Here is a 15504-nt window from a genome sequence, read left to right as displayed (position 1 = left end):
TATTTTTTAAGGAAGTTAGAAAAATGGGATATAGAAAGATGTTTGCAGGATTTTCGAGGAAAAGCCAGAATACTCGTGTTATAAAAGTAGATGGGGGGGGTGTTCTTGAGAGTTGATCTACATGTTCATACTCAAGAATCGGATGGTTCGCTTTCGGTTGAGGAGGTTGTAAACCTTGCCCATGCCAGAAACGTGCGAATTTTAGCGATTACTGATCATGAGAGTACTCAAGGAATAGTTGAGGCTGAAAGTCTCGCGAAACCTTTAAATATTAAAATTATTCCGGGTGTGGAGTTACTTACCAGTTTTCAAGGTCAGGAGGTTCATCTCCTAGGGTATTTCAAGGATGTTAATAACCCTGTCTTACAAGCTCGTTTGAGAGAACTACGCGAACAGAGGACCGCTTTGGCCTTTGAAATGGTTGAATGTCTAAAGAATGGGGGTCTTTCTTTGGACTGGCAAGATGTCAAGCGGGAAGTTGGTGCTCAAGGAGCAGTTAGTAAGGGACATATTATGAGGGCCATCTATCATCAGAACAGTGGGTACAGTCAGAAAAGCTGGCGAGACATTGCAGCTTATTTTCGGCCAGGCGGGGTTGCGTATTTACCCTATCTAAAACATACGTTTCAAGACGCAGTGGATCTAATTTTTGCTTGCGGCGGGCTTCCGGTTGTAGCCCATCCAGGTCTTCAATATGATCCGAAGATGGTTTTTGATTTATTGGCTTATCGACCGATTGGGCTTGAAGTGTACTATGGTTATTGGGAACGACAAACAACGCTAATTTCCTACTACTCGGAAATCGCAGACAAATTCGCGATTTTGGCCACTGGAGGTAGCGACTTTCATGGGCCTTTTGGACCGATACAACTGGGTCAAATGGACGTTCCGCTTGAAGGGGTTCGTAAGTTGCAGAAATATATAGATACTTAAATACTTGAATTAATTTATTTCAAAAACCACACCTGAGCGAAAGGGCTGATTTCTTGGACAAACGTATGGGTCTTGCCTTTTTGGCCTTACTCGTAACCCTGATTCTTGGTACAGCTGGCATAATGCTAACAGAACACTTCAGTTTCGCGCAAGCCTTTTATCTAACTGTGCAAACGATTACGACAGTGGGTTATGGGGATATTGAAGTACACACTGAAGCTGGGCATACGTTCCTTGTCTTTTTAATGATGGGCGGAGTCGGGGTAATGCTCTATTTTGCTGGACTTATGATGGCTTTTCTGGTCGAGGGTCAGTTGGCCGGTGTATATGGGAGAAGAAAGATGAATAAAAAGATTGAGCAACTTAAAGAACATATTATAGTTTGCGGAGCAGGACGTGTAGGCAGACAAGTTCTTAATCGGCTTCGCAAAGAAGGAGCGACATTTGTTGTAATTGAGCAACAGGAAGACCTCATAACTGAATTGATTGAAGAGGGGTTCTTAGTTATTCACAGTGATGCGACACAAGATGAAACGCTTAAAAAAGCTGGTATAGATAAAGCTAAAGGGCTTATCACTGCTTTGCCGGAGGATTCCTTAAATGTGTTTGTAACATTAACAGCTAAAGGGCTTAATCCAGGCATTCAAGTGGTTGCTCGGATGGATAAGCTGGAGTCTGAGAAAAAGTTATTACGCGCTGGTGCGGACAAAGTTATCTCTCCTGCTGTTCTCGGAGGATGGAGAATGGCAATGTCCATTTTGAAACCGATTAGTGTGGAGTATCTAGAGACCGTGATTCATGATCACAATATTGAGATGGAAATGGTCGAACTGAGGGTCGATGATGGATCCTGCCTAGTTGGAAAGACGTTGTCAACGAGCGGTATTAAACAGCAGACTGGTGCAATGATTCTTGCCATTTTGCGCAATAACCAGGTTATTAGTAATCCGGGTGCAGAAGAAGAGATTTGGCAGGGAGATCTCTTAATCGTTTTAGGGCTCAGAGAACAATTACATCGCTTGGAACAGGTTGCAGCTAACATAACAAAATTTTCGATCGCAGATAAAACTAATTCCTCGGGATTAAAAGAAGAAGTGTTGGGATAAAATACCCTCTAGAGTGAGAAAATTATTACAGTTTTTCATTGTGGAGGGAGATTTATGCATAATTCACGTTCCGAACAAGATGTCCTCCGGGATATCAAGAACCTTATTCATACACATTTCGGGGAAAGTGGCCAAGGACTTCATGTGGAGGTTAAAGGGGACAAAGCCATACTTTGGGGAACGGTTGACAGTCTGGTAGAAAAGGATTTCTTCGGTAGTCGGGTAGGTCGAATTGACGGGGTTCGAGAATTGGATAATTCCTTAACAGTGGCTAATGACGGGAATATTAAGGATAAAGACGTTGAACAAGGTATTAATGAACGTTTTCAGGGGTCTAACTACGAGGATATTACGCACTTGGGTTGTCGAGTAAGCCGTGGAATTGCAACATTACTTGGGCACGTTGAGACTCAAAATACGGAACGGTTAGCGAAACGCTTAGCATCCCAAGTCCGTGGAGTTAAAGAAATTCGAAGTGAGATTCAGTTTTTGGAAAAGGCTGTGGATGACGCAACGTTAGTCAATCGTGTGGAAAACGCATTGGTCGCATCCCCGTGGGTTAATGCTCACGAGATTAAAACGGAGGCTCGAAATGGCCTGATTACCCTAACTGGACTGGTTGACAACCAGGAAACAATGGAATGGGCTGTAGAAACAGCTTATCAGGTACCAGGTGTAAAAGCGGTGGTCAGCGAAGTATTTACCCGTCACCGCTCACAAGGAGACGATTTGTGGTTAACGGAACAGTTAGTCGCTAAACTTGGCCAACATCGTTTAAATTCTGGACAAATTCGTGCTTTTGTTCAAGATGGAATTGCTTTTCTGACAGGTGAAGTGTATTCAGAAGAAGATCGTGAATTTGCTGAAAAAATGATTCAATATATCCCGGAGATTCACGATGTCAATAATTCTATAAAAGTAGCTGCACATTCCAGCAAAGGGTAAACGTTAATCTCCTAAGTATAAAAGCCAAAAACCTACAGTTCCATACTGCAGGTTTTGCTTTTATACACTAATGACAGCAATATAGAAAGATATTGGATAACTAAAATTGGAAAGTGTGGACATAAAAAGACATTAGTTTCTTCTTATAGCTTTATGGTATAATGAGAATTGTTTAACGCTAACAATTCATTTCATAGTTAATGGAGGTGGGTCGAAAAATGGATCCGATAACCCATGGCTTAATCGGAATTGCTTTAAGTACCCTCTCGGGTCATACTATGCAACTGAATGATCCTGTATTTTTGGGCTGCACATTAGGTGCAATGCTCCCTGATCTAGATATCATAGCTCATGTCAAAGGTCGCTTTAATTATTTATTAAAACATCGGGGAGCCAGCCATTCTTTGATTGCTCTATCCGGTATGGCTATTGGACTGAGTACTGCACTTTATGCTGTCTTTCCAACGACCACATGGACGACCGTTTTCTTTTGGACTCTGATTGGTACAATGTCTCATGGCATAATGGACATTTTAAATTCGTTTGGAGCAGAGCTTTTATGGCCTTTTTCACGTAAGAAAATTACTGTAGATATGATTATGCTTACTGACCCCGTCGTTTTAAGCTCATTCTTAGTGTCTTTTATGCTTTCGCTGAGAACTCCGAACTTAGCGCAAGCATCATCGCTGAGTGCTTTACTAATCAGTGCCTTATACCTTGGATACCGTCACCTAGGGAGAATAAAAACAAGAGAACGTTTAAAAGAAATCTATCATTTAGGGGAAAGGGATCAAGTCAAAGTGCTCCCAGCTATGTATCATCCTTTTGCGTGGAACTTTATCCTCTACCAAGGGGGACTTGTGCGTTTTGGCATTATTCGTAATCAAACACCGACGATCTGTCGCGTTTTACCAAAAATCGATAGAAATAACCCTTCTGTTTCCAATGCCCTAGAAGGAAATTTAGCTGAGATATTTAGTCAATTCACGCCTTACTATCATGTGATTGCCCACTCATCTGATGCTGAAGAATGTATCGTTGAATTTTTAGACCTGCGATATTGGACAAAAGGAGATTTCCTCTACACCGGCAACGTGTTTTTAAATGAAAATGGAGAAATATCTCAGGAAATATTTCACCCTTTACCAAATCAAGCAGGCGTGTTGTTGAGCTACTAAAATTCAAATTCCTTGGATTCAAAAAAAACCTTTTGACATTCTCCTAGCTCATCTACCATAATGGATATGAAGTGAGAGGTGAAAGGTTTGTCAAAAAGGAAAAAAGATCCAGGCTCTCTTTGGCTTAAGTTATTCAGCATAGTTTTATTATTGTTTTCTATGATAGGGCTATTAGGTGGTTTGGGGTTTTTTATGGGAAAGCGGGTCTATACCTTGTTTACTGCGGTTATGGGAAGAAGTTTGGCCTGGTTAGGGCTAATTTTTTGTTTGGTAATAGCTTTCCTTCTTTGGATTTATTCATCGACATCAGCGTCCAAACGATCAGCATTATTTTCATCAGCGCGACTCTCAAAGGTGTCTGGAAATCGCCGCAAGATGAAGTCAAATCAACAGAATTCTGACCAATTGAGAGAATCAGAATTTAAAACTGACTTTGACTCTCATGGTATATCTCTACCACCTGGGAAACTTGTGAATTTACAGGGATTTAACCGCTATTTCTCTTCTCCCGAATGGGTGGAAATGAAGGATGCAGATAACCAAATGGCAGAAGAAATGGAGGAAGTCGGGAGAGATTTTCCTTCATATTTTGGGACTGGTCAGTCGATTTTTCCTAAGACTCCCCGCAAAATGACGACTTTAAACGGACTTGAAGATTATTTCGAGGGAGTAGACCATGAGGAAGGACTTGACCGAGGGAGCTCTTGGCAAGGGAGCAATATTCCAAAGGATATACCAGTAATACCTGAAATCCCTATTAGAAAGCCAATATTTTCTCCGATTTTCGAGTCTCAAAAGGATCAAGAAGAGTTCTTGGCCCAATTTAAGGAAGACAAAATACCTCAAGACTTGGAAACGCTGGATGTTATAGGAGATTTGGGGGCTGGTAGTCGAACAATCGATGAAGTCGAGAAGATCGCTCTAGCCATTGAGAGTTCTGTTTCAATCAGTGAGCTTGAAACAGAGAAGAAATCTATAGTATTGCCAGAAATCGTAACAGGTAGGATAGAGGAAAGTGGTCAGGAAACCAAAGTTGAATCCTTGGATGAGCTGTTGAATACGGAGTGCACATATCACACTAAGCACGAGTTTGTAGCTCCTATGGCTGCTGCCTCAGAGTTACCCTTAAATTATGCGGGTCAAGTGGCTCCGTTGGTTAAACTTGTCGTTGAAAAAGTAGATCATTGGAAGGTTCCTGATTATAATTTATTGGATCCAATGCCACAACGAGTCATTATTCAGGATACGGAAACGTCAAAATTGCTGGAGAAAGTGCTGCTGGATTTTGGAGTAAAAGCCAAAGTCATTCGCGTAACTAGAGGCCCAGTCATTACCCGATATGAGCTAGCCCCAGCTCCAGGAGTTAAGATTAGCAAGATTGTTAATCTATCGGATGATATTGCACTAGGACTTGCTGCTCGGGATGTGCGTATTGAAGCTCCGATTCCTGGAAAAGCAGCCATCGGGATTGAAGTTCCGAATAAGCAGGCACGATCTGTACCATTTCGCGAAGTGCTCGAAACAGCTAGCTTCGGACAATACCCTTCCAAGCTCAAGGTTGCCTTGGGGAAAGATATTGCGGATCAACCCATCATTGCGGATTTGATAAGAATGCCCCATCTTCTTGTGGCAGGGGCTACTGGGTCGGGAAAAAGTGTCTGCATTACGACGATTATTAATTCTATTCTTTATAATGCGACTCCAGATGAAGTGAAGTTTCTTCTTGTCGATCCTAAGATGGTGGAACTCAATCAGTATAACGGCATCCCGCACTTATTGGCTCCGGTTGTGGTCGACCCGAAGAAAGCAGCGAGTGCTCTGAAATGGATCGTCAAAGAAATGGAAAATCGGTATGAACTCTTTGCTGCTGCAGGGGTTCGAGATATCGAGCGTTATAATAAATTGAAAGCCGATGAAACAGCGAGAATGACACCAGCCTTGTCCTTCATTGTCGTGATCATTGATGAGCTGGCCGACCTGATGATGGTTGCAGCTGGGGAAGTGGAAGAAGCCATATGTCGCTTAGCCCAAATGGCTCGGGCTGCGGGGATTCACTTGGTGATTGCTACGCAACGCCCGTCGGTTGATGTGATTACTGGAGTAATCAAGGCGAACATACCCAGTCGAATTTCTTTCGCAGTTTCGTCTCAAATCGACTCCCGCACCATTCTCGATGCAACAGGCGCAGAAAAACTCCTTGGACGTGGAGACATGCTTTATTCCCCCTTGGGCGTGAATAAAGCACTGCGTGTACAAGGTTGTTTGGTTACGGATGAAGAAGTACAACGGGTCATTACGCATTGGAAACAACTGGGTAAACCGGAGTATCTTGATCCAGAGAGGCTTTTTGCCGAAACAACTCTTAAAAACGAAGAAAGTAACGGACCGGATGACGCCTTGTTTATTGAAGCAGGACAACTTTTTATTAGGACGGGGATGGCCTCGGTATCCTTCCTGCAACGGCGGTTAAAGTTAGGATATGCCCGAGCGGCACGCTTAATGGATATGCTTGAAGAACAAGGGGTTGTTGGAGCATATGAAGGGAGTAAGCCACGGCAAGTGCTCTTAACCTTAGATGAATTTAATGAACGTTTTGGATGAACTTTGAAACACCCTAGCCAAGATGAATGGCTAGGGTGTTTCTTTATGATGAATGAAGTGGGGGGAAATGGGAATAATGCTTAAATGGATGTAAAAAAATAGACGGAGACGAAGAATGAAGTTTTACACACGGTCAATAACGAAGGATAAACCATATAAAGATATTGTCTTGAATGGGGAAGATTTGCTTAATCATGCTGAAGAAATTGCTCGATTTAATGCCAACCAAGGAACTAGCTACCCAATGAGAACCTTATTACCAAGAGTAAAGCAAAATATGAAGTTCTTAAAGCAGGCTTACCGTGAAATAACAGACTATGCAACACGAACTCAAGATATTGTCCCAGCTACGGAATGGTTATTAGACAATTTTTATAGTCTCAAAGATTTAAGAGAGGAGATTGAAAAAAGTCTTCCTCTAAAATTTGAACGTCAATTACCACGAAACTCTAATGGAGATTTTCAAGGATACCCAAGGATTTACGGGTTATTAGTTGAACTCATCGAACATACGGATAGTCAATTGCAAAGCGATACTCTCAAAGCGTTTATTAATGCTTATCAGGTACAAGTGCCCTTGTCGAGTGGGGAACTATGGGCGATCCCAATCATGTTGCGGATTATCCTTTTGGAAAACATACGAAGGATAGCAGAACAAATTTTGTTTACCCAAGCCGAAAGAGAAGCGGCCGATAATTGGGTCTTACCCTTGTTAAAATCAGAGTATGGGCCAGAAAAATGGGAAGATATTCTAAAGACACTCACTTCTCAAGGAGAATATTCCTCTGCTTATGCGGAACAGATCCTCAAACGCCTTCGTGACCTTGGAGCAGACGTTGCACCTCTTTTACACTGGGTCGACCGTGTTGTCGCAAAACAAGACACAACGATCGAAGAATTAGCCAAACTTGAGCGCCAACACCAATCTATGTATCAAGTGTCTATGGGTCATGCTATTTTAAGCATTCATTTCATCAAAGCTGAGGATTGGCCCCGTTTTTTTGAGGAAGTAAGTTTAGTTGAACGTTTATTTAATAAGGATCCAAATCGTGTCTATCTCGAAATGGACTTTGAATCACGAGACGCTTATCGTCATCAGGTGGAAAAGATCGCTAGATATTTTAAAGTTTCAGAGTTAGTCGTAGCTCGAAAAGTGTTATCGAGAGCAGAAAAGGCACATGAAAATGGGGAGTCAGTATCGTCTCATGTGGGTTATGATTTGATTGGGGCAGGACGAGATTCACTTGAACGAGAAATGAAACAAGATTTTGCCCCATCTCGGAACATGGCGTATAGGATTCATCGCTCCATACGTGAAAAGCCAGTATTCTATTATTTTGGTAGTTTGCTCATCGGAACAGGAAGTCTATGTTTTTTGATTTTAGCGTATGTTCTTAAAGCGAATTCACTTTCGTTAATCCATATTGTTTTATTTTTTGGTCTAATCGTTTGGGCAAGTAGTTTGATAATTCCCTTTGTTAATTGGGTGGTATCGAAAGTTTTCTACCCAACTTTTCTACCTAAATTAGAGTTGAGGGAAGGGATTCCGGAAGAATTACGGACGATGGTTGCAGTGCCCACTCTTTTAACGAGTGTGGACAGGGTTAAGGAACTTGTCGGGCAAATTGAAGTATATCATCTTGCCAATCGAGATAAAAATTTGCATTTTGCATTATTGGGTGATTTTGCTGATGCCTCTTCAGAAGTTGTTGAAGGCGATGAGGAGATTATTACAGCGGCAAGCGCTGCGATCGAGAGTCTCAACCACAAGTATGGCCAAAGTAGGTTTTATTTCTTTAATCGCAGACGAATTTATAATGCTCCTGAAGGCGTCTGGATGGGATGGGAGAGAAAGCGGGGAAAACTTGCAGAGTTTAACTGTCTCTTACGTCAGGATGGGGCGACAAGCTATGATGTTCAAATTGGCGATTTATCCATTCTTCCAACCTTTCGTTATGTCATAACACTTGATGCAGACACCCAGCTGCCACAGGGTACGGCCAGAAAGCTAATCGGAACACTTGCTCACCCTCTCCATGCGCCACGCTTGAGTGAGGATGGAGGGAGGGTGGTGCAGGGCTACGGGATCCTTCAACCGCGCGTTGGAGTCTCAATTTTGAGCGCTGGAGCGACCAAATTTGCCCGAATTTTTTCTGGTAGAGTTGGAGTTGATCCGTATACAACGGCAGTATCCGACGTTTATCAAGATTTGTTTGGCGAAGGAATTTTTACTGGTAAGGGGATTTACGATGTCAATGTCTTTCATCAGGTAACCCATAACGCCTTTCCTGAAAACACCATTCTCAGCCATGATTTGATCGAGGGATTATACGCCAGAGCTGGACTCGTAACGGATGTAGAGTTGGTCGATGGTTATCCTGCCAGTTACCTCGCTTATATGCGCAGACAACACCGCTGGGTCCGGGGAGATTGGCAGCTTTTACCTTGGTTATTTAAGCCTATTCCTTTTGTTTCACGGTGGAAGATCTTTGATAACTTAAGAAGAAGTTTAGAAGCTCCCGCCCAGTTACTCCTTCTCATTCTAGCGTTTACGGTCCTTTCCGGAGAACCCTTGGTATGGGTTGGATTAATCTCCGTGAGTTTGATTTGGCCGATGGCTTTAAATATGATCAATAGTCTCTTGGCCGAAGGCGGGGAACAGGGAGATATTGGTCAAGACCTATCTACCTTAGTTACTCAGTTTGCGCTTCAGTTTATTTTCCTACCGTTCCAGGCCTTAATAATGCTCGATGCGATCATGCGAAGCGTCTATCGCCAGTTTGTTTCTCATCGACATTTATTAGAATGGGAAACTGCCGCAGATACCGAGAAACGCTTAGATGTCAGTTTGAAAACGATGCTTAGTACAATGTGGTCAGTGATCCTTTTTGTCATGATAGCAGTTTTGACCATTAGCTCTTCTTTTCCAACGAAGTTAGGGCGATTTGTTCCGTTGGGGATGGTGTGGGTCGCTTCACTTTGGGTTGCTTATCGCGTAAGTTTGCCCATTCAGCATAAAAAAGAAGCACTCTCGTTTTCAGATCAACTTGCATTACGACGCTTTGCCCGAAAAATTTGGGCGTTCTTTGAAGAGTTTGTCTGCAACGAGGATCACTGGCTTCCTCCAGATAATGTACAAATCGATCCACCTAATGGCGTGGCCCATCGGACGTCGCCCACAAACATAGGACTGGCTTTACTAGCAAATTTGTCAGCACGGGATTTTGGGTACATTTCGTTATCAACGATGTATGAGCGAATTGAGCACACGTTGGAAACGCTTGATAGTCTAGGACATTGGAAAGGGCATTTGTATAATTGGTACGATACCCAGAGTCTGGTGCCTTTAGAACCCCGTTACGTGTCTACCGTTGATAGCGGTAATTTTGTGCTTTATTTGATGACGTTAAAATCAGGACTTGCCGAGATCTTAGACAAACCTCTGATTGATCTGCAATTTGCGCGTGGTCTTAGGGACACTTGCAACTTATTGATTGAAGCGGTTGGTCAGGATACTTATGAGGAGCTTAATGAATTTGATCAGGCTCTTGAACATGTACTTGGTTCAGCTGAAACGTGGACATTACAGAGCTGGATGAATCTATTGGCATCATGGCCAGATGAGTTTCTAAAACACGAATTAACTAAAGAGGACATGTATTGGGCGCGCCGTTTGGATACGATGATTCAATCTTTTCGTCAAGAAATGGGAGATGTCTACCCATGGGTAATGGATTCTGAACACTCAGAAACTCATACGTTCCTGAACGCTCAGGTCTTTCAAAGCAGTTTGAATGAACTCGCTAAAAGCTATACAGATGTACTTCAGGAAGGGAGTTTACCTCCCGAGATGAGAGAGGGGATTAGCAGAGCTTTAAAAGAAATTCAGGATAATATTCATAGGTCAGTGGAGTTACAACAGCGGCTTGAAGGAATGGTCTTGGCTACAGAGTTCAGACCGCTCTTTGACGAATCCCGTCAACTCTTTTCTATTGGGTACCGTGTCGGAGAGAGTATGCTGGATAAGTCTTATTATGACTTGCTGGCTTCGGAGGCCCGTCAGGCAAGCTTTATTGCCATAGCCAAAGGGGATGTGCCCCACAGTCATTGGTTCAAGCTAGGGCGTTCTTTGACCTTGACTAAAGGAAAACGAAGTTTAGTCTCTTGGAGTGGAACGATGTTCGAATTTTTAATGCCTCTATTGGTAATGCGAAATTATGAGGGGACACTTCTCGATGAAACTTATCGTTCTGTAGTGGAGGTGCAAAGGAAGTATGGTCAAGAACACAACGCACCCTGGGGTATATCTGAGTCAGGATTTTATGCTTTCGATCCCCAACTAAATTATCAGTATAAGGCCTTCGGAGTTCCAGGCTTAGGTCTTAAGCGGGGTTTAATTCAGGATCTTGTCATAGCGCCCTATGCGAGTTTCTTGGCCTTAATGGTTTCTCCGCGTGAGGCATTATTAAATCTTTTTGCAATGGAACAAAGGGGTTTCGGAGGACGTTATGGGTTATATGAAGCGGCCGACTTTACCCCTGAACGTATTCCTGCTGGACGCCCCTTCATGTTGATCCAGAGTTTTATGGCTCATCATCAAGGAATGAGTTTATTAGCCCTTAATAATGTGTTATGCGACAATCGGATGCAACATCGTTTGCACAGTGAAGCCTTAATCCAAGCAACAGAGCTTCTGTTACAAGAACGACTGCCGATGTCTACCCCTGTTATTCCTCACCCAGAAGGGGAACAAGTTGTGACAGAACGGAATTCTAAGGTTGCCGATCTAGAAAATAATCAGGTGATTTTGATGGGCACGGCAAAGAGTTCTATTCCAATCACACACTGTATTTCCAATGGACAGTATTCTGTCATGATGACGAATGCTGGTGCGGGGTTTAGCCGATTTCGAGAGATTAGCCTTTCCCGTTGGCGAGAAGACGTAACGCGGGATGCATGGGGTATGTACTTTTATATTCAAAACTTGAATTCTGGGGACGTATGGTCTGCAACCCATCAACCATGTCGAGATTCTGGCGAGGACTATAAGGTGATTTTTGCACCGGACAGAGTAGAGTTCTCTCGCAAGGATGGCAACATAACAACTCGTACTGAAGTTGTCGTATCTCCTGAAGACCAAGCAGAGATGCGACGTATTTCCTTAACAAATCACAGTAAGCATGACCGAACAGTTGAAGTTACCAGTTATTTTGAAGTGGTTTTGGCCAGGCCAAGTGAAGATTTGGCACATCCAGCGTTTGGCAATCTCTTTATTCAAACTGAATTTGCATATGGGTCGTTATTGGCGTCACGAAGACCACGAAGTGAAAATCAGGCTCGGTTGTGGCTTATGCATACGGTGGCAACGGAAGGGGAAAAAGTGGGATCCCTTCAATATGAGACAGATCGTGCACGTTTTATTGGGCGAGGGAGAAGCCTTGCTAAGCCGCAAGCCTTAGATGCGAATCATCCCTTGTCTAATACCGTTGGAGCCGTGTTGGATCCAATGATGAGCTTGCGACAGAGGGTGAGAATCTACCCTGGGCAAACCGTTCGGGTTTCCTTCTCTATGGGATATGCTGACAGTCGTGAAGAGATCATCAGCATGGCGGAAAAATACCGGGATCCGCTCTCTGTCAATAGGGCTTTTGAGCTGGCATGGACACAAAGTAATATGGAGCTTAGGCATTTGAATTTGACGGCAGCTCAGGCAAACGAGAGTTTAAGTCTTGGAGGCCATTTGCTTTTTCTTAGTCCTTGCCGAAGAGATGTAGAGGAATGTATTAAGCATAATCGCAAAGGGCAGTCTTCTCTCTGGCCTTATGCAATTTCAGGAGATCTTCCAATCGTCCTTGTTCGAGTGAAAGATGCGGAAAATTTGGATTTGGTGCGAAGACTCTTAACGATCCATGAATACTGGAGGCTAAAAGGGTTGTATGCTGATCTAATCATACTCAATGAAGATGAGAGCGGCTATGTTCAGGCTTTCCAGGATACTCTCCGTGATTTCATATCAATGGGGCATGCTCGCGATCTATTGAATCAATCTGGTGGTGTCTTTCTGCTTCAAAAAGGCCATGTTCATCCGGAGGATGTCACACTTCTCTGTGCCGTGGCTCGGATAACGTTTAGTGGAGAAGGAGGATCGTGTTCCGTTCAAGTTCGCAAAAAAGGAAAGGTCATTTTCGCAGATGTTGAGCGTTATGAGACAGATAGCCAAGAAAAGGCCCAAGACCGACCCAGCCAAATTGTTCAGGAAAAAATCAGTGAGTTTCGTTCAGAGGCGTCAGATCCAGCAATTGGTCAGCTGTTGTTTGCTAATGGATACGGTGGATTTAGCGAAGATGGCACCGAATATATCATCCAACTGCAGGAAGGCATGAATACTCCCCTACCCTGGATTAACGTAATAGCCAATTCCAAGTTCGGTTTTCAAGTGTCTGAAGTGGGTGCTGGTTATACTTGGTCTCTTAATAGTAGGGAGAACAAGCTTACCCCATGGTCAAATGATCCAATTATCGATCCTACAGGGGAAGCTCTTTTCTTACGTGATGAAAAAACTGGTGAAGCATGGTCTGTCACGGTTAGTCCTAAACGCGAAAAGGGTTTATACACTATCCGTCATGGCCAAGGGTATTCGACGTTTGAACATTGTAGTCATGGACTTAAGCAAACTTTGCGTCTCTTTGTACCCGTAAAGGAGTCGGTCAAGGTTGTAGAATTAATGATTACCAACACGACGAATCATGTTCAACGTTTAAGTGCAGTCTATTATGTTGAATGGGTGATGGGCGTGGCACGCGAGCAGACAGCTCCGTATCTAGTGACAGAATATAATGAAGAACAAAACATTTTTTTTGCTCGCAATACGTATCAAGATGATTTTGCTGGGAGGATTGGGTTTTTAGCTGCTTTTGGTGCAGAGGTGACAAGTTATACTGGGGATCGTTCTGAATTTATTGGAAGGAACGGAAGTTTGGAAGATCCCATGGGGTTAAAACTGGACCATTTTTCAGGAACAATTGGGGCAGGGCTTGATCCTTGTTCTGCATTGCAACTCATAGTTTCCGTATCTCCCGGTGAGATGAAGACCCTTACTTTCTTACTCGGCGAAACAGTAAACCAAGCAGAGGCTGAGCAAATTGTATCGGCTTATGGTCAGCCCGGAAAGTTAAACGAAGTTTTTGAAGAAGTTAAGCTGTATTGGGATAAATTGCTGGGAAACATCCAGGTTGACACGCCTGATCTTTCGATGAATATACTTCTCAACCGCTGGCTGCTCTATCAGACGGTTGTCTGTCGCCTATGGGCCCGTTCAGCGTTTTATCAGTCAGGAGGAGCGTTTGGTTTTAGGGATCAACTTCAAGACGTGATGGCCCTTGTCTATACGACTCCCCAGGTCACTCGTGAACAAATTATTCTACATTGCGGACATCAGTTTTTAGAAGGGGATGTGCAGCATTGGTGGCACGCTGGTAAAGGAAAAGGGATTCGAACCAAATTCTCTGATGATTTGTTATGGTTGCCCTTCGTAACGGCTCATTATATTGAACGCACAGGGGACGAGGGTGTTTTGGGTGAGTCAATGATTTTCCTTGAGGATGAGCCCCTTAAAGAAGATGAAGACGAACGATATTCAATTCCGAGTATTTCTCATGAGCAGGGTAGTGTGTATGAACACTGTATCCGTGCCATTGAGAGAGGACTGCGTTTTGGTGAACACGGGTTACCACTTATCGGCTCGGGAGACTGGAACGATGGATTTAGTCGCATCGGACCTAGGGGAAAAGGAGAAAGTGTGTGGCTGGGGTGGTTTTTATATCTAACTTTAAAGCGTTTTGCCAAGGTATGTGATGCTCGTCAAGATCTTGAGAGAGGCGTCCGCTATCGTCGTATTGCTGAAGAATTACAGCAAAATATTGAGCTCCATGGATGGGATGGTGGTTGGTATAGGCGTGCATATTTCGATGACGGGACACCGTTAGGGTCTTCTCAAAATCCAGAATGTCAAATCGATGCCATCGCCCAGTCTTGGTCTGTGCTCTCAGGGGCAGCCAAATCTTCTCGGGCTAAAGATGCTATGTTGGCCTTAGAACACTATTTGTGGCGCAAGGAAGACGGTGTTCTCCTTTTATTGACCCCGCCCTTTGATAAATTTTTGCCAGATCCCGGATATATAAAAGGGTATGTTCCCGGGGTTCGTGAAAACGGCGGACAGTATACTCACGGGGCAGCTTGGGCAATTTTGGCTTACACAAGTTTAGGAGAAGGGGACAAGGCGGCGGAGCTGTTTCAGATGTTAAGTCCCATTCATCATGCCCGGACAGAACACGAAGTGAATCGCTATAAAGTGGAACCCTATGTTATGGCGGCTGATGTTTATGCCACACACCCCCATGTGGGCCGGGGAGGATGGACGTGGTATACTGGAGCAGCCGGGTGGATGTATCAGGCAGGGCTTGAGGGGATTTTAGGTTTTAAACGTCAAGGGGATAAATTAGTCTTGAAACCTTGTATACCAAGCCGTTGGACGGGTTATCGCTTAACTTATCTTTATCAGACAACGCAATACGTGATTGTCGTCGAGAATCCAATGGGCAGGATGACCGGGTGCGAGAAAGTAACCTTAGATGGAAAAGTTTTACTGGAACCTGTTATTTTGTTAGAAGATGACGGTCAAGTTCATACGATTAATCTAAAACTTTAAAGGTTCCTACCTCACAAAATCCCTGCTTGGGTTT

The 15504-nt window shown here is 43.6% G+C and carries 6 protein-coding genes; all 6 read left to right on the top strand.

Annotated elements, in window-relative coordinates:
- Window positions 1-105: 105 nt before the first annotated feature.
- Entirely contained in the window at window positions 106-933 is an 828-nt protein-coding gene (locus DSOL_RS01945) for a PHP domain-containing protein (RefSeq protein ID WP_075363202.1), read from the top strand.
- 53 nt (window positions 934-986) lie between these two features.
- Window positions 987-2039: a potassium channel family protein gene (locus tag DSOL_RS01940; protein ID WP_075363201.1), complete on the top strand. Its 1053-nt coding sequence runs from the start codon at window positions 987-989 to the stop codon at window positions 2037-2039.
- A 54-nt stretch (window positions 2040-2093) separates the two neighbouring features.
- Entirely contained in the window at window positions 2094-2984 is an 891-nt protein-coding gene (locus DSOL_RS01935; protein WP_075363200.1) for a BON domain-containing protein, read from the top strand.
- A gap of 218 nt (window positions 2985-3202) precedes the next feature.
- Window positions 3203-4162 (top strand): metal-dependent hydrolase, encoded by a 960-nt coding sequence (locus DSOL_RS01930; RefSeq protein ID WP_083642277.1) that lies wholly within the window; start codon window positions 3203-3205, stop codon window positions 4160-4162.
- A gap of 192 nt (window positions 4163-4354) precedes the next feature.
- Entirely contained in the window at window positions 4355-6763 is a 2409-nt protein-coding gene (locus DSOL_RS01925; protein ID WP_427854368.1) for a DNA translocase FtsK, read from the top strand.
- Between the two features lie 115 nt (window positions 6764-6878).
- Window positions 6879-15470 carry a GH36-type glycosyl hydrolase domain-containing protein gene (locus DSOL_RS01920; protein ID WP_075363198.1) on the top strand — a complete coding sequence of 2864 codons (8592 nt, stop codon included), beginning with the start codon at window positions 6879-6881 and terminating at the stop codon, window positions 15468-15470.
- The last annotated feature ends 34 nt before the right edge of the window (window positions 15471-15504 follow it).

The organism is Desulfosporosinus metallidurans, assembly GCF_001936615.1.
Lineage (GTDB): Bacteria > Bacillota > Desulfitobacteriia > Desulfitobacteriales > Desulfitobacteriaceae > Desulfosporosinus > Desulfosporosinus metallidurans.
This window is presented reverse-complemented; position numbering and strand designations above follow the sequence as displayed.

Excerpts from the sequence above, each read along its gene's own strand:
- DSOL_RS01935 (WP_075363200.1), top strand. The coding sequence starts at position 2,094 with ATGCATAATTCACGTTCCGAACAAGATGTCCTCCGGGATATCAAGAAC.
- DSOL_RS01930 (WP_083642277.1), top strand. The coding sequence starts at position 3,203 with ATGGATCCGATAACCCATGGCTTAATCGGAATTGCTTTAAGTACCCTC.
- DSOL_RS01920 (WP_075363198.1), top strand. The coding sequence starts at position 6,879 with ATGAAGTTTTACACACGGTCAATAACGAAGGATAAACCATATAAAGAT.
- DSOL_RS01925 (WP_427854368.1), top strand. The coding sequence starts at position 4,355 with ATGGGAAAGCGGGTCTATACCTTGTTTACTGCGGTTATGGGAAGAAGT.